Raw genomic sequence first — 14739 nt, forward strand, 5'->3', positions numbered from 1 at the left:
GGTTTCACCCCACAAAGCGCGACGCGATATCCCCTGACATATAGCTGACGCGCCCGCCCGCCAGTGTCGCGGCAACCCGGTGAGTGGTTGCATCAAGGATTACCAGATCGGCGCGTTTGCCCGCGGCAAGCGTGCCCCGGTCCTGCAAGTCCAGCACCCGCGCGGGGCCGGATGAGATCAGCGCCCAGGCCCCTGCGAAATCCAGCAGCCCGGTTTTGGCCAGCATCAACGCCGCGCGGCGTGGACTGGGATAATGGTAATCCGAGGCCAGCGCATCACAGAGCCCCATCGCGATCAGCTCTACCGCGCTGGCGTTGCCCTTATGCGAGCCGCCGCGGACCACATTGGGCGAGCCGAGAATGACGTGATCCCCGGCAGCGCGCGCGGCCTCGGCGGCCTCAAGCGTTTCGGGAAACTCGGCAATGTGCACCCCTTGGCCGCGCCACCAAGCGCGCGCCTCGGCAGTTGCGTCATCGTGGCTGCCCAGACGCACGCCCATGTCCGCAAGCTTCGAACAAAGCGCTACAAGCGCCGCCGGAACCTCAGCCTTGCGGGCGTGCATGTCGAGCAGCATCTCAAAATGTGCCTCCGGATTTCGCCCGGCCTTCAAGGCTTGCCCGGTCAGGCGCGGTGGTTTCTTGCCCTGTGCCAAACGATCATGCGGCAGGTGGTCATTGAAGACCACGTATGGCACCTGCCAATCGGCGATGCGACGGGCCAGCCCGTCGAAATCCGCGAGCATATTGGTCTCGAACCGCAGTTGCGGGATCAGATCGGTGACCGTGCTGCCCTTGACCGCTGCGATGGCCGCAAACACCTGCGCGGCAAAGTCCGGGCCGCGCACACCGCCTTCCCAGCTGTAAAACTGCGCCAGAACGGCTGTGGTGATGCCGTTGGCGGCCAGTTCGGCCTCGACCGACAGAATGCCCTCATTCATCTGCTTCATCGCGCCGCGACGTGGGGCGATATGGCGTTCGAACCCATCGCCGTGCAAGTCGACAATACCTGGCAGAACAAGAAACCCGGTCAGGTCAATCCGCCGCCCGGTTGCGTCTTTCTGAATGACCCCATCCGCAAGGGAAAGCTCCGCGCGTGACAGCCCTTCATCCGGTAGCAGAACCTCGGCACCGGTCAATGTCAGATCCAATGTGGTCATTCTGATGGCTCCGGCCCCGGTTCCGAGCAATTTTGCCCGATGCAGATCTCGTCTATTACGTCCATCACACCATCCAGCCAAGTGATCTGCGGATCAAACCGACCAAATTCGACGAAGTGCAAAGACTGCGCCATGACCTGCGGGTTGTTCATCATGAAGGTGTGGGTCACCGGCAAGACGAGATGATCGGCCATGCCTTCGACCTTGGTGGATTCGACCGACACTTTGCCATCGTCAGGACCGTCGATCAGAGACGAAAACACGAGGTTCAATGACTGGTCACCTGCGATGACACCCAGTTCGAAATCCACGGGCGGCAGGCGGCTGGGAATACCATCCGGGCCCGTACCCAGTTGAAGACCGGCCGGACCGTTTAGGTATCCGAACACCTCCCACGCGCTGAGTTCATCGACCAGTTGGCTACCCTGATTGGGCGGCCCCAGCATGACGACACGGCCCATGTTTTCAGGGCTGTGGTCCTGCAACCAATACCGCAACAGGATGCCGCCCATCGAATGTGCGACAACATTGACGGTATCAGTACCGCAGGCTGCAAACGCTTGCGGGATGGTTTGTTCGGCCAGTTCGGGGATACCGATTTCGGTCGATGGGTAACCCGGGCGCACCACGGAATAGCCATTCGCTTTGAACAGTTGCTCCATCACGCTAAACGACGCCTCGGTCCGGGCAAGACCGTGCAGCAGAACAACGCATTTCGCGTTGGCCACGGCCGGAATAAGACAAAGAAGCAGAGCGATCAGAATTCTCATACCCGCCAGATAAAGCCTGTGCGCCTGCGTTAAAAGCCCTTCCCGCGTTGACGTCGCAGGACAGCCAGCGCGATACCGCCCAAAACCAGCGCCGCACCAACAAGCAGCCGCACACCCGCGCTTTCCCCCAACAGCACCACGCCGCCCACAATCGCGATCACCGGCACGCTGAGCTGAACGACTGCCGCCGTCGAAGGTGCCAGCCGGGGCAGGACGCGATACCACAAGGCGTATCCCAGACCAGATGTTACGCCACCCGAAAGGGCCGCGAGGAGATAGCCCATTCCGGTCATGTGCCACTCTGCCCCTGTGGCCATCAGGGCCAGCGCGGTCACCGGCAGCGCGACGATGAAATTCGCTGCCGTGCCCTGCAATGCGTCAGGCTCGGACCGTCCGGCCAGTGAATAGGCCGCCCAGCCGATCCCGGCGGCAATCATCAAAACGGTTCCGGTTGGATCGACCTGCACTGTTCCTGTGGGCCACAGGACACAGGCCAGACCACCCAGTGCAATCGCTGCCCCGGCCAGTTGCCGCCGGGTAGGTTTGGTCCCGGTAAGGGCGTTGGCGGCGAACATGGTGATCTGCACAACGGCAAAAAGGATAAGCGCGCCCAGCCCCGCATCCAACGTCAGATAGGCAATGGAAAACCCGATCATATACAGGGAAAGCGACCCGGCCCCGATGAACCGCCTGCAGGTGCGCAGCGGCAAATGTCCTCTGCGCAGCACAACCAGTGCGGCCAGAACCAGCGCCCCCGCCAGAACCCGGATAATGGCAAACCCCGCGGGATCACTGGATCCGCTGTCGATAGCCAGCCGGTTCAGAATGGAGTTCGCCGCAAAGGCGCACATGGTCAGGGCGGTCAGAAGGAACAGTCGCATTTCAACCACATACCGACTTGGCGGCAGGTTGGACACTCACAATTCGGGCACACGCGGAGCTGCCTTCATCTTTTCCAAAATACCCCCGCCAGAGGCGTGGCCGCATTGCGGCTATCAGGAACGAAACGGGGCCGCCAAAAGGCGACCCCGTCCGTTAGCACTTTGGCTTCCCCTCTCGACAGCTTGACCTTGCAGCCAAACGCCTGTCAGGGGTCGTCAGAATTCGCCGAGGCGAATTCGACGTGCTTACATCATGCCGCCCATGCCGCCCATGTCGGGCATGCCGCCAGCAGGTGCATCTTTTTGCGGTTTGTCTGCAACCATCGCTTCGGTAGTGACCAGCAGGCCGGCAACAGATGCCGCGTCTTCCAGAGCGGTACGAACAACTTTGGCCGGGTCGATCACGCCGAACGAGAACATGTCGCCATATTCTTCGGTCTGAGCGTTGAAACCAAAGGCCGGATCCGAAGACTCGCGCACTTTGCCTGCAACAACCGCGCCGTCAACGCCTGCGTTTTCGGCGATCTGGCGCAGCGGCGCTTCGATGGCCTTGCGCACGATGTTGATGCCTGCGTCCTGATCAGCGTTCGCGCCTTTCAGCGATTCCAGTGCTTTACCGGCCTGAACCAGAGCAACACCACCGCCTACAACGACGCCTTCCTGAACGGCTGCGCGTGTTGCGTTCAGAGCATCGTCCACACGGTCCTTACGCTCTTTCACTTCAACTTCGGTCATGCCGCCGACGCGGATAACGGCAACACCGCCTGCCAGTTTGGCAACGCGTTCCTGCAGCTTCTCACGGTCGTAATCCGACGAGGTTTCTTCGATCTGGGTGCGGATCTGGGCAACACGTGCTTCGATCTCGGCTTTCTCGCCAGCACCGTCGACGATGGTGGTTTCGTCTTTGCTGATCTCGATCTTCTTGGCGGTGCCCAGCATGTCCATGGTGACATTCTCAAGCTTCATGCCCAGATCTTCGCTGATCACCTGACCACCGGTCAGGATTGCGATGTCCTGCAGCATGGCTTTGCGGCGATCGCCGAAGCCCGGTGCCTTGACAGCAGCAATTTTCAGGCCGCCGCGCAGTTTGTTGACAACCAGAGTCGCCAGCGCTTCGCCTTCAACGTCTTCTGCAATGATCAGCAGCGGCTTTTGCGACTGGATCACTTGCTCGAGCAGCGGAACCATCGGCTGCAGCGAGGACAGTTTCTTTTCGTGCAGCAGGATCAGGCAGTCGTCAAGCTCGGCCACCATCTTGTCTGCGTTGGTGACGAAGTAAGGCGACAGGTAGCCACGATCGAACTGCATCCCTTCGACAACATCGGTCTCGGTTTCCAGACCTTTGTTTTCTTCGACGGTGATGACGCCTTCGTTGCCGACCTTCTGCATCGCGTCTGCGATCTGCTGGCCAATTTCAGCTTCGCCGTTGGCCGAGATGGTGCCAACCTGAGCAACTTCTGCCGAGTCTTTGACTTCACGCGAAGCAGCACGGATGCCTTCGACAACTTTGGCTGTTGCCAGGTCGATACCGCGCTTCAGGTCCATCGGGTTCAGGCCCGCTGCAACCTGCTTCAGGCCTTCTTTTACGATGGCCTGCGCCAGAACGGTCGCGGTGGTGGTGCCGTCACCGGCTTCGTCATTGGTGCGGCTGGCGACTTCTTTCACCATCTGCGCGCCCATGTTTTCGAACTTGTCTTCCAGTTCGATTTCCTTGGCAACCGAAACACCGTCTTTGGTGATGCGCGGTGCGCCGAAGGATTTGTCCAGTACCACGTTGCGGCCTTTGGGGCCCAGGGTCACTTTGACAGCATCCGCCAGGATGTTCACACCCCGGAGCATCTTGTTGCGGGCATCGGTGTCGAACTTGACGTCCTTTGCAGCCATGTCGTTTCTCCTTGAGAAAATGTGTTGAGTGGAAGATCAGAGAAAGCGCGGGCTTACTCGATGATCCCCATGATGTCGCTTTCTTTCATCATCAGCAGCTCTTCGCCGTCGACCTGAACCTCGGTGCCCGACCATTTGCCGAACAGGATCTTGTCGCCAGCCTTGACCGCCATTGCGATCAGCTCGCCGCTGTCCTTGCGCGCGCCTTCGCCGGTTGCGACGACTTGGCCTTCGCTGGGCTTTTCTTTTGCGCTGTCAGGAATGATCAGTCCGCCTGCGGTTTTTTCATCGCTTTCGGTACGGCGAACCAGCACACGGTCATGAAGCGGTTTCAATGCCATCTTTGCAGCTCCTTGGGCTCAAAGTTTTGTTTATCCTCCCCTCGCCTTTCGACGAGGCGTTAGCACTCGGTGTGTATGAGTGATAACGACGCATAGCTAGGGAGTCTAAAACGCCGAGTCAACAAGGTGTTTGGGATTTTTTTAACAACGCCTCAGTCAGCCTGTTCCCAGCTGTACGCCCAGTGTTTCAAGCCGTCTGTTCCCTCAGAGGTAAGAGCGTAGACACCTTTTTCAACCTTCTCGAACCACCCATAGTGATTTTCCCGCATCAACCGGGTGGCGACCGGAACACCCACAGATCTGGCAACCTCGGCCCCTTTGGCTGGGCCGTGTTCGGCCAGAAAGGCCGCGCATTTGAGCGCATCCTGACGGTAGGCCGTCACGATCCCGTGACGTGTCGCGCCCCCGGAATTGGGGTCGCCCTCCAGCCGGGCGAATTCGCGCAGCAGCCGCGCCGCCCTGGCCTTGTCCTTGCGCGGCACATATGGGCCCGGATCGCATTGCACCTCGACCGTGCCATCGGCACGTACGGTGATCAGACCCAGACCAAGCCTGCGGCACAGCGCCAGATTGTCCCTGAGCGCCCGCCGGGCCGTGCGCCCGGTGGGTTTGCTGACCCCGATATAGACCTGATCCGTGAGTTTCAGGCGGGTAATCGCCTGATGGAAAAGGGACAGCGTGAACCTGAGCTTGAGTTCGACAATCATAGGCGGCTCGTCTTCGCGCATGGCGACGATATCGGCTGCGCCCACTTCTCCTTTGACGGTGTATCCCTGACGCTCCAAAAGCGCCTTGATCGGGGGATAGAGGTCCTGCTCGCGGTTCATGGGCCTATGCTACGCAGATTGTTGAGGAATACCAGACGGGTTGCTTGAACATGGGCCGCAGGCATGGCTATGTCTGGGACACCTTGATGACACAACACCGGATAGGTTCATGCGCCTGCTGACGTTTCTCGCTTTTCTACTGGCCCCGATCACGGCTGCGGCTGCGTGCGATGGGCAGGACCTGCGCCCACTGCTGTCAGATGACGCGCGGGCCGAGTTGCAACGCGCCGTGGCGGACATCCCCTTTCCGGAAGGCAACCACTGGATTGCGCGCAAGGATGATACGGTTCTGCACATCGTTGGCACCCTGCACACTTATGACGAACGTATGGAAAAGGTGGTTGAACGCCTGTCTCCGGACCTGAGCCAGGCTGACGCATTCTATTTCGAAGTCACCCAGACTGACATGGATGCTTTCGAAAAGAATCTGGCCAATAATCTCAGCGCCGTAATGATCACTTCCGGGCCGACCCTGATCGACCTGATGGGAGATGAAGATTGGGCCGCATTCTCGACCGCGTTGCACCAGCGCGGCATTCCCGGCTGGATGGCTGCCAAAATGCGACCGTGGTTCTTGAGCATGATGCTGAGCATCCCGCCCTGCATGATGGAAGATCCGAACGGGACCTACGGCATGGACGCCCGCCTGAACGATCTGGCCGCAGAAAACGGCATTCCGCAATACTCGCTGGAACGTATCGACGACCTGATCGCCATGTTCGACAGCCACCCTCTGGAACAGCAGGTCGAGTCGCTGGTGCGGCTGTCCGGGGCGATGATGGGAAGCAACGATCAACTGGCCACCATGGCCAATGGATATCTGGAAGAAAAGCACGCCGAGATCATACAACTCGCCCGCCTGCAGGGGTTCGAGGAATCCGGGCTGAGCCGGGACGTCTTCGATGAGGAATGGAACGGGTTCGAGCAGCAGATGCTTGTCCAGCGAAATGCCCTGTGGATGGAGCATATTCTGGCCATCACGGATCAGACGGCAGTGATCGCGGTCGGCGCAGGTCATCTGAGTGACGATCACGGTTTGCTGAACCAGCTGGAGCAGGCCGGATACACGCTGACACGCGCCGCTTTCTAAGCTGGTTCAGCGGTTTTCAGACCAAGCGTCGCAGACGGGCTGCTGTGGCGTGACAAGGACGTTTGTCCGCCCTATAACGCGCGCAAATTTCCATTCCGCAGGACGCTGACATGACAACGCTCGTATTTGGTCACAAATCCCCCGACACCGATTCCACAGGCTCGCCGATCCTGTGGTCGTGGTACCTCAACGAAATCAAAGGTGTGCAGGCCGAGCCCGTGCTGTTGGGCGAGCCCAACACCGAAGCGGCGTTCATGCTGGACAACTGGGATCTGCCCAAACCACGCATCCTGGACGATCTGGCAGCGGACACTCCGGTGGTTATCGTCGACACCAACAACCCTGCCGAACTGCCCGCCAACGTCAATGACGCTGACATCCGCGCCATCATCGACCACCACAAGCTGGTCGGTGGTCTGGAAACCAAAGGCCCGATCGACATCACCGTGCGCCCGCTGGCCTGCACGGCCACCATCATGGTTGACCTGATGGGCGACGATGCAGCCAAGATGCCCGACGCCATCAAGGGCGCGGCACTGACCTGCATCCTTTCGGACACGCTGGAATTCCGCTCGCCCACCACCACGCCCCATGACCGCGAGGTCGCAGAGCGGCTGGCAGCCGAGTTGGAGCTGGATATCTCGGCTTACTCGGCAGATATGTTTGCGGCGAAATCGGATGTCTCGTCCTTCTCGGATGCCGAACTGATCCGCATGGACAGCAAGGAATACGAAGTCGATGGCACCAAATTCCGCGTCTCGGTTCTGGAAACCACTGCGCCGGGTGTCATTCTGGACCGCAAGGCAAGCCTGGCGGGTTCGATGGTGGATGTCGCCAAAGAAGACGGTGTCGATCAGGTGCTGCTGTTCGTCGTCGATATCCTGAACGAGGAAGCCACCCTGCTGGTGCCCAATGATCTGGTCAAAACCGTTGCCGAGAAAAGCTTTGGTGCATCCGTCGATGGCGACGCCGTGGTTCTGCCGGGCATCATGAGCCGTAAAAAGCAGATCATTCCGAACCTGAAGGTCTGAAAAAACACGCGGGGTCCGTCATTCTGAGTAAAACGGGCCTCGCATTATTGGTCTTCAGTCTGCGCCTTCGGCATTGCGCTTAAACAGACCTTTACCCAACCGACGAAATACAGGGCGGCCACCGATCGATTGGTGGCCAATCCCTTGCCAATCGGTCATAAGGCTCGTGCAGTTTCAGCTTGAGGCCACATATGACCCAGATCGTTCACGCGCTGTCCGAAATCTCCGCCCGCTACAAAGCGTTGTTTGTCGATCTGTGGGGGTGCGTTCACAACGGGATCACGGCCTATCCCGAAGCTGTCGCAGCCCTTCAAGCCTATCGCGCGGACGGGGGGCTTGTTGTTCTGGTCACGAACTCGCCCAAACCCCGTGCGGGTGTGGCCGAGCAACTGGTGCAGTTCAATGTTCCCGCAGATGCCTATGACACCATTGCCACCAGCGGCGATTCCGCACGGTCGGCGATGTTCCGTGGTGCTGTCGGGCACAAGGTTTACTTCATGGGGGAATGGCAGCGCGATGCGGGCTTTTTCGAGCCCCTGAAACTGCTGCACCACCCGATCCATATTGAACGTGTCCCGCTGAGAGAGGCCGAAGGGATCGTCTGCTGTGGCCCTTTTGATCCGATGGCCGACCCGGACGTGAACCGCCCCGATTTCCTCTATGCCAAACAGATGGGCATGAAGCTGCTGTGCGCAAACCCCGACATTGTTGTCGATCGCGGCGAGGTGCGCGAATGGTGTGCAGGCGCTTTGGCAAAGCTCTATACCGAGATGGGCGGCGAGAGCCTGTATTTCGGCAAGCCGCACCCACCGATCTACGATCTGGCGCGCCGCAGGTTGCAGGAACTGGGCCATGATATCCCGGACAGCGACATTCTGGTGATCGGCGACGGCCCCCATACGGACATTCTGGGGGGCATGGGTGAAGGCATTGATTCCCTGTTCATTTCGGGCGGGCTGGCGGCTGCTGAGACAAAAACGTCGCACCATCCGGATCACGAATCCCTAACGGCTTATATCGAAAGGGAAAAGGTCAACCCAACCTACACAATCGGTCGATTGAGATAGCAAGAAAAGACTTGATTTTCTGCAGTTGCGAAGTAATAAAGTTGCCAACCTGGGCCGGATAGTGGTTTTTTCTTTCTCGGTCGATTTCGAGTGAGGGCAACATGTTGGACAATCTTCCACGCGGAACGATCTGTATAGAAGACATCGAAATGGGAATGTCCCGCCACCTGCGCAAAGTGGTGACGGACGAAGATATCGAGATGTTTGCGCAGATCTCGACAGACCGGAACCCGGTGCATCTGGATGATGATTATGCCCGCGATACAATCTTCGAAGGGCGTATCGCGCACGGAATGCTGACAGCTGGGCTGATCTCGGCCGTTATTGGCGAACAACTGCCGGGCCATGGCACGGTCTATATGGGGCAGTCACTAAAGTTCTTGGCCCCCGTGCGCCCTGGTGACATGGTTTACGCCGAGGTCAAAGTCATCGACATCGACTTTTCCAAGCGTCGCGTCAAACTGGATTGCCATTGCTCGGTCGAGGGCAAGAAGGTGCTGATCGGTGAAGCCATGGTACTGGCCCCGTCGCGCAAGTTCGACTGATCGGCGAACACTTCCATGCAAAAGGCGCCCGACCGGCGCCTTTTTTTGTTTGGACGCTGTTTTTTGCCTGTGCCTTTCAGGACGGGCGGGCGCGTTTTCGCCCTTTCAACGCACCGGATTCCAGAATGATCTCTGACACCACGTGTTCGCGCCTGTAGGCCATCACATGAACGCCGGACACTCCCGCGATATCGCGAATCTGCTGGATCAGTTCGATACAGATCTTTTTGCCCTCGTCAGCTGGTTTTTCGGCTTTCTCCATCCGCTCGATTACCTGATCGGGGATGTGAATGCCGGGAACATTGCTGCGCATCCAGCGTGCCGCACGCGCTGACGCGATGGGGCCGACGCCCGCGATGATGAACACTTTCTTGTCCAGTCCCGCATCGCGCACACGCGCCATAAATTTCTCGAACAGCGGAATGTCGTAGATGTAATTGGTCTGAATATACTCGGCCCCGGCCTCAACCTTCTTTGCCAGACGATCAGGTCGCCAGTCATAAGGCGGTATGCAGGGGTTTTCGGCAGCACCAAGGAACAGTTGCGGCGGGCGCGTGATCTTACGACCAGAAAGGAACATTCCCTGATCGCGCATCGTGCGGATCGTCCGCAACAGGGTCAGGGAATCGAAATCGAATACCGGTTTTGCCCCCGGCTGATCCCCGACGCCGACGCCGTCGCCGGTCAGGCACAGCACGTTACTGACGCCCAACGCCGCAGCCCCCAGAACATCGCCCTGAATGGCAATCCGGTTCCGGTCGCGGCAGGAAATCTGATAGACCGGAGAATAACCCGCGCGCGTCAGCAAGGCACAAATCCCAATCGAGGACATATGGCAGTTCGCGCCCGAAGCATCGGTTGCATTGATCGCGTCAGCCACTTCGCCAAGCGGTTGGGCCGCCTGAAAAACATCCTCGGGGTCGGCACTGTCGGGTGGGTTCAACTCGGCGGTGACTGCGAAACGGCCTGAACGGAGCACCTTCTCCAACCGGCTGTGCGACACATGTCCTTGGGGAACCGGAACATAGCGAATCGGCTCCACCTCGTTGCGATGGGTATCACTCATTTCTTCAGTTCCCGGTTTATCGCGTTGGGTGGTTCGGCGGCCAGTGGTGCCGCAGAAGGTTCATTCTCGCGCGCTTCGGGGAATGCCTCGGCCAGCGCCAACCGGGCTGCATCCCGGGTCTCGCGCTCGTGCGCTGCAATCTCGCGGCTGACCCGCAGCCAGGATGACGAGCCTTTCAACGTGTGCTCCACCGGCGGAAGAACTTCTTTTATCTTGTCGGCTCCGTGCCGCATGCGGCTGGCTCCGTTCCAGGCCAGGGCCCAGACGCATTTCATATCCGGCTTCACCTCGCAAAACTCGCCGGGACGTACGCCGCCACATGGGCCATTGCGCAATTGCTTTGGGCAGTTCATCGGGCAGGACATTCCGGTGGATGACAACACGCATTGCCCGCACATCTTGCAATCAAACAACAGTGTTTTGACGCCCTTCTCGACCAGTGCAATGGGGCGTTCGACGCGGTTATATCCGATCTTTGCAAATATCGGGTCCATCGCGACCATGCCGCGTTCGACACATTTATAGATCCACTCGAAAGTGCGGGCATGACGAATCGCGAACAGTCGCATTCGGTACATGGGTCTGCCTCCTGTGCTGGGTTCATTCGAACCTCGCCGGGCTTTGATCCGGTGCGCCTTAATCCAGGGAACCGGATTTTCAGTCTAAACCCGGAGTTTTTTTTGAATCAAGCGGTTGGAGGCGCTTGGCCTGAAATACTTGGATTGGCCTCATGCATTTTCCCGGCCAACTGAAATGTTCAAAGCTCAGTCACAGGATCGCATTCTTGGAATTCAAACTGCCGCTTGAACAAATTGACTCGCGCCGCTACGCAATCGTCTATGCACATCATCCGGGATATCCAGTTCGTCCAGCCAGAAGATCGCGGCGCCAGCGTGGCAATCGGGAATTTCGACGGCGTTCATTTGGGGCATCAGTCGGTCATTGAACTGGCCCGTAATGCAGCGCCGGACGCGCCGCTGGGTGTGTTGACCTTCGAGCCGCATCCGCGGGAGTATTTTGCGCCTGACGCGCCTCCGTTCCGCCTGATGCGGGGCAATGCGCGAGCGCACCGGCTGGAGAAGCTGGGCGTAGAGAAGCTTTATGAACTGCCGTTCAACGCCGCGCTGGCCGGGCTTTCGCCAATGGAGTTTGCGCGCAACGTGATCTGCGACGGGCTGGGCCTGTCGCATGTCGTGGTGGGTGCCGATTTCTGCTTTGGCAAGGGCCGCAGTGGCACGGCGCAGGATCTGGTGAAGTTCGGGCAGGACATGGGGTTCGGTGTGACGATTGCGCCTTTGATGGAACGGTCGGAAAATGTTGTATCCTCAACCGCCATTCGCACCGCGCTGAGCGACGGCCGCCCACGGGACGCAGCCGCGATGCTGGGACACTGGCACCGGATCGAAGGCGAAGTGATCGGGGGCGAACAGCGCGGGCGCGAGCTGGGCTTTCCCACCGCGAACATGTCCATCGAAGGGCTGCATCCGCCAAAATTCGGTGTCTACGCCGTACTGGTGGATGTGTTGGATGGGCCGCATAAGAGCAGCTATCACGGTGCGGCCTCGATCGGGGTGCGCCCGATGTTTAACGGCCAGGTGCCCAATATCGAAACCTTCCTGTTCGACTTTTCGGGCGATCTGTACGGGGCGACCCTGTCGGTGGGTCTGATCGACTTTCTGCGCCCCGAGATGACATTCGACGGGCTGGAGAGTCTGATCACGCAGATGGATGCCGACTGCGAACAGGCCCGCGGTATATTGACCGCCCTATGAGTGTTGATCCGATTGAACGCGCGGGCCTGCCTGCCCGGTTTTGGGAGCGCAAACCCCTGCGCCAAATGAACCAGCGCGAGTGGGAGGCGTTGTGTGATGGCTGCGGCAAATGCTGCCTGAACAAGCTGGAAGATGAAGACACGGGCGAGGTGGCCCTGACCTGCGTCGCATGCCGCTTGCTGGATGATGAAAGCTGCCGCTGCGTACAATACGACATCCGGCATCAATTCGTGCCCGAATGCATCGTCATGACCCCCGACAATATCGACGAACATGCCTATTGGTTGCCGCAAACCTGCGCGTATCGGTTGCTGTGGGAAGGCAAACCGCTTTACGACTGGCACCCGTTGATATCTGGTACAGCGGACAGTGTGCACGCTGCCGGGATCTCGGTTCAGGGGCGCACGGTGTCTGAGTTTGAGACACCCATGGAAGAGTGGGAAGATTACATAATCGAGGAGCCAAGCTGATGCATTTCGCGTCTGACAATTCCGGGCCGGTTCATCCACAGGTCATGGCCAGGCTGGCCGAGGTCAATCAGGGCTATCAGATGGCCTATGGCGCGGATACGCTGATGAACGAGGTGCGCGACCGTATCCGCAGTATATTCGAGGCTCCGGGTGCTGCGGTCTATCTGGTGGCGACCGGGACAGCAGCGAATTCGCTCGCCCTTGCAACATTGTCAAAGCCTTGGGAAACGGTCTTCTGTTCCCCAGTCGCGCATATCCACGAGGACGAATGCAACGCACCGGAGTTTTACAGCGGCGCCAAGCTGACCCTGGTACCGGGCGGAGACAAGATGACCCCTGAGGCTTTGCGCGGGTCAATTCTGGGCGAGGAAACACGCGGTGTGCATGGGCCGCAGCGCGGACCCGTGTCGATCACACAAGTGACCGAGCGCGGATCGGTCTATTCGCTGGCAGAGTTACAGGCCCTGTGCGAGGTCGCCAAGACTTACGGCCTGCCCGTGCATCTGGACGGCGCGCGCTTTACCAACGCGTTGGTTGCGCTGAACTGTTCCCCTGCGGATATGACATGGAAAGCAGGTGTAGATGCTGTCAGTTTTGGTGGCACCAAGAACGGTCTCATGGGTGTCGAGGCGGTTGTGTTCTTTGATGAAAGCAAAGCCTGGGAGTTTGAGCTGCGGCGCAAGCGCGGGGCGCATCTGTTTTCCAAACACCGCTATCTGTCCGCTCAGATGGCGGCCTATCTGGAAGACGACCTGTGGCTGAAGATGGCGCGTCAGGCCAATGACAACTGCGCCCGCTTGGCCGAGGGGTTGCGCGCCAAGGGGGCCGCATTTCTGCACGAACCGCAGGCCAATATGATCTTTGCCTCATTCCCACGCGCGAAGCACAAGCAACTGCACAAGGCAGGCGCGGTTTATCACCTTTGGGGTGCAGAGCTGGAAGGCGAGGATAACAACGAAAACCTCGCGTGCAGGCTGGTTTGCGACTGGTCCATCGGAGCGGCGGAGATCGATCAGTTTCTCAATCTGCTTTGACGCCTAACGGGGCGTTGGCCTGCCAGAACGCCCGCAGCAAAGCGCCGGTTTCATCAGGGTGTGAAATCGGCAGCATGTGCCCTGCGCCGTTGATGCGTTCATGGCGCGCATCAGGCAGGCGCCGTTGCAGCCCTGCGCAAATCGCGTGGATCACCGGCGGCGTCCCTGACCCGCTCAGCAACAGGGTCGGCATCGATGCGCGCCGGAGCCGATCCGGGTCAAGCAACCCTGCCTGATCGTCATAGAGCACAGGGTGTACAGCCGGAACCGCATCGATTCCACGCACCATATTTGCCCGCGTGCGCTCGGGCAAATCAGGCCATTTGGGGCTGATCTTCGTGCTCCACGCCCTGTTGAACAGGCGCGCGGCCAAAACCTTGTCACCAGACGCGAAGGCCGCACTGACTGGCTCGGAGTCCCGTTCGTGCTGTTCGAACAACAGCGGCGCATCCTGTTTCGCAACTGCAAAGAACACGGGTTCGATCAGGATCAGGCTGCGCACGCGCTCGGGATGTTCAATCGCCAACCTGAGTGCGATCATCGCCCCAAAGGAATGCCCGATCACATCCATGGGTTTCGTCAATTCAGCCAAGGCCGGTCTTGTCACTGCGTCAAAGAAATCAACCTGCCCGTCCCAATCCGGGCTGCGCCCATGCGACGGCATATCCGGGGCAACAAATGTCGCACAGCCATTCAGCGCACTGGCCAAACCTGACCAGGCACCGGAATGCGCAATCGTGCAATGGAGGGCGAGCAGTTTCCGCTCCCCCTCACCCAAGTGCCTGACGAAAACGGATTGCATCGT

The 14739-nt window shown here is 59.2% G+C and carries 16 protein-coding genes; 7 read left to right on the forward strand and 9 right to left on the reverse strand.

The window, feature by feature from the left end; all coding sequences use genetic code 11:
* Positions 1–4 precede the first annotated feature (4 nt).
* The 6 genes from AC2FLU_RS18225 to AC2FLU_RS18250 form a co-directional block, all read right to left on the reverse strand.
* Complete coding sequence (locus AC2FLU_RS18225; RefSeq protein ID WP_496809350.1) at positions 5–1156, reverse strand: alpha-D-ribose 1-methylphosphonate 5-triphosphate diphosphatase; 1152 nt, start codon at positions 1154–1156, stop codon at positions 5–7.
* The gene (locus AC2FLU_RS18230; RefSeq protein ID WP_496716172.1) at positions 1153–1926 is read right to left on the reverse strand and encodes an alpha/beta fold hydrolase; all 774 of its coding nucleotides are present in this window, start codon (positions 1924–1926) and stop codon (positions 1153–1155) included. The genes AC2FLU_RS18225 and AC2FLU_RS18230 overlap by 4 nt, the downstream gene beginning before the upstream one ends.
* A 29-nt stretch (positions 1927–1955) precedes the next feature.
* Positions 1956–2807: a DMT family transporter gene (locus AC2FLU_RS18235; RefSeq protein ID WP_480475467.1), complete on the reverse strand. Its 852-nt coding sequence runs from the start codon at positions 2805–2807 to the stop codon at positions 1956–1958.
* 246 nt (positions 2808–3053) lie between these two features.
* A complete protein-coding gene (gene groL / locus AC2FLU_RS18240) occupies positions 3054–4691 on the reverse strand; it encodes a chaperonin GroEL (protein ID WP_480475465.1) in 1638 nt (545 codons plus the stop codon).
* 53 nt (positions 4692–4744) lie between these two features.
* Positions 4745–5032: a co-chaperone GroES gene (gene groES / locus AC2FLU_RS18245; RefSeq protein WP_209504786.1), complete on the reverse strand. Its 288-nt coding sequence runs from the start codon at positions 5030–5032 to the stop codon at positions 4745–4747.
* A 152-nt stretch (positions 5033–5184) separates the two neighbouring features.
* The gene (locus AC2FLU_RS18250; RefSeq protein WP_496715559.1) at positions 5185–5859 is read right to left on the reverse strand and encodes a DUF2161 domain-containing phosphodiesterase; all 675 of its coding nucleotides are present in this window, start codon (positions 5857–5859) and stop codon (positions 5185–5187) included.
* A 109-nt stretch (positions 5860–5968) separates the two neighbouring features.
* Here AC2FLU_RS18250 and AC2FLU_RS18255 point away from each other — a divergent pair, with 109 nt between their 5' ends.
* The 4 genes from AC2FLU_RS18255 to AC2FLU_RS18270 all read left to right on the forward strand — a co-directional run bounded on the left by AC2FLU_RS18255 (position 5969) and on the right by AC2FLU_RS18270 (position 9592).
* On the forward strand, positions 5969–6949 hold the full coding sequence (locus AC2FLU_RS18255) for a TraB/GumN family protein (RefSeq protein ID WP_480622110.1): 981 nt from the start codon (positions 5969–5971) through the stop codon (positions 6947–6949).
* A gap of 110 nt (positions 6950–7059) precedes the next feature.
* Entirely contained in the window at positions 7060–7980 is a 921-nt protein-coding gene (locus AC2FLU_RS18260) for a manganese-dependent inorganic pyrophosphatase (RefSeq protein ID WP_496715560.1), read from the forward strand.
* Between the two features lie 191 nt (positions 7981–8171).
* The gene (locus tag AC2FLU_RS18265) at positions 8172–9047 is read left to right on the forward strand and encodes a TIGR01459 family HAD-type hydrolase (protein ID WP_496715562.1); all 876 of its coding nucleotides are present in this window, start codon (positions 8172–8174) and stop codon (positions 9045–9047) included.
* Between the two features lie 101 nt (positions 9048–9148).
* On the forward strand, positions 9149–9592 hold the full coding sequence (locus AC2FLU_RS18270; RefSeq protein ID WP_267362989.1) for a MaoC family dehydratase: 444 nt from the start codon (positions 9149–9151) through the stop codon (positions 9590–9592).
* Positions 9593–9668: 76 nt separating this feature from the next.
* Here AC2FLU_RS18270 and AC2FLU_RS18275 read toward each other — a convergent pair whose 3' ends face one another.
* A complete protein-coding gene (locus tag AC2FLU_RS18275) occupies positions 9669–10658 on the reverse strand; it encodes a methylenetetrahydrofolate reductase (protein ID WP_496812072.1) in 990 nt (329 codons plus the stop codon).
* Positions 10655–11236 (reverse strand): methylenetetrahydrofolate reductase C-terminal domain-containing protein, encoded by a 582-nt coding sequence (locus AC2FLU_RS18280; protein ID WP_480519165.1) that lies wholly within the window; start codon positions 11234–11236, stop codon positions 10655–10657. The genes AC2FLU_RS18275 and AC2FLU_RS18280 overlap by 4 nt, the downstream gene beginning before the upstream one ends.
* Positions 11237–11497: 261 nt before the next feature.
* On the opposite strand from AC2FLU_RS18280, the gene AC2FLU_RS18285 reads away from it, so the two are divergent.
* The 3 genes from AC2FLU_RS18285 to AC2FLU_RS18295 are packed head-to-tail and all read left to right on the forward strand — an operon-like array spanning position 11498 to position 13934.
* Positions 11498–12430: a bifunctional riboflavin kinase/FAD synthetase gene (locus AC2FLU_RS18285; protein WP_496809352.1), complete on the forward strand. Its 933-nt coding sequence runs from the start codon at positions 11498–11500 to the stop codon at positions 12428–12430.
* Complete coding sequence (locus AC2FLU_RS18290; protein ID WP_480519167.1) at positions 12427–12900, forward strand: YcgN family cysteine cluster protein; 474 nt, start codon at positions 12427–12429, stop codon at positions 12898–12900. Before AC2FLU_RS18285 ends, AC2FLU_RS18290 begins: the two co-directional genes overlap by 4 nt.
* On the forward strand, positions 12900–13934 hold the full coding sequence (locus tag AC2FLU_RS18295; protein ID WP_480605204.1) for a threonine aldolase family protein: 1035 nt from the start codon (positions 12900–12902) through the stop codon (positions 13932–13934). The genes AC2FLU_RS18290 and AC2FLU_RS18295 overlap by 1 nt, the downstream gene beginning before the upstream one ends.
* On the opposite strand, the gene AC2FLU_RS18300 is transcribed toward AC2FLU_RS18295, so the two are convergent.
* Positions 13921–14736: an alpha/beta fold hydrolase gene (locus AC2FLU_RS18300; protein WP_496809353.1), complete on the reverse strand. Its 816-nt coding sequence runs from the start codon at positions 14734–14736 to the stop codon at positions 13921–13923. The two genes, AC2FLU_RS18295 and AC2FLU_RS18300, sit on opposite strands and share 14 nt — an antisense overlap.
* Positions 14737–14739: the final 3 nt, after the last annotated feature.

The sequence above is a fragment of the Ruegeria sp. SAZD013 genome (assembly GCF_059612525.1).

Excerpts from the sequence above, each read along its gene's own strand:
- AC2FLU_RS18225 (WP_496809350.1), bottom strand. The coding sequence starts at position 1,156 with ATGACCACATTGGATCTGACATTGACCGGTGCCGAGGTTCTGCTACCG.
- AC2FLU_RS18230 (WP_496716172.1), bottom strand. The coding sequence starts at position 1,926 with ATGAGAATTCTGATCGCTCTGCTTCTTTGTCTTATTCCGGCCGTGGCC.
- AC2FLU_RS18235 (WP_480475467.1), bottom strand. The coding sequence starts at position 2,807 with ATGCGACTGTTCCTTCTGACCGCCCTGACCATGTGCGCCTTTGCGGCG.
- groL (WP_480475465.1), bottom strand. The coding sequence starts at position 4,691 with ATGGCTGCAAAGGACGTCAAGTTCGACACCGATGCCCGCAACAAGATG.
- groES (WP_209504786.1), bottom strand. The coding sequence starts at position 5,032 with ATGGCATTGAAACCGCTTCATGACCGTGTGCTGGTTCGCCGTACCGAA.
- AC2FLU_RS18250 (WP_496715559.1), bottom strand. The coding sequence starts at position 5,859 with ATGAACCGCGAGCAGGACCTCTATCCCCCGATCAAGGCGCTTTTGGAG.
- AC2FLU_RS18255 (WP_480622110.1), top strand. The coding sequence starts at position 5,969 with ATGCGCCTGCTGACGTTTCTCGCTTTTCTACTGGCCCCGATCACGGCT.
- AC2FLU_RS18260 (WP_496715560.1), top strand. The coding sequence starts at position 7,060 with ATGACAACGCTCGTATTTGGTCACAAATCCCCCGACACCGATTCCACA.
- AC2FLU_RS18265 (WP_496715562.1), top strand. The coding sequence starts at position 8,172 with ATGACCCAGATCGTTCACGCGCTGTCCGAAATCTCCGCCCGCTACAAA.
- AC2FLU_RS18270 (WP_267362989.1), top strand. The coding sequence starts at position 9,149 with ATGTTGGACAATCTTCCACGCGGAACGATCTGTATAGAAGACATCGAA.
- AC2FLU_RS18275 (WP_496812072.1), bottom strand. The coding sequence starts at position 10,658 with ATGAGTGATACCCATCGCAACGAGGTGGAGCCGATTCGCTATGTTCCG.
- AC2FLU_RS18280 (WP_480519165.1), bottom strand. The coding sequence starts at position 11,236 with ATGTACCGAATGCGACTGTTCGCGATTCGTCATGCCCGCACTTTCGAG.
- AC2FLU_RS18285 (WP_496809352.1), top strand. The coding sequence starts at position 11,498 with ATGCACATCATCCGGGATATCCAGTTCGTCCAGCCAGAAGATCGCGGC.
- AC2FLU_RS18290 (WP_480519167.1), top strand. The coding sequence starts at position 12,427 with ATGAGTGTTGATCCGATTGAACGCGCGGGCCTGCCTGCCCGGTTTTGG.
- AC2FLU_RS18295 (WP_480605204.1), top strand. The coding sequence starts at position 12,900 with ATGCATTTCGCGTCTGACAATTCCGGGCCGGTTCATCCACAGGTCATG.
- AC2FLU_RS18300 (WP_496809353.1), bottom strand. The coding sequence starts at position 14,736 with ATGCAATCCGTTTTCGTCAGGCACTTGGGTGAGGGGGAGCGGAAACTG.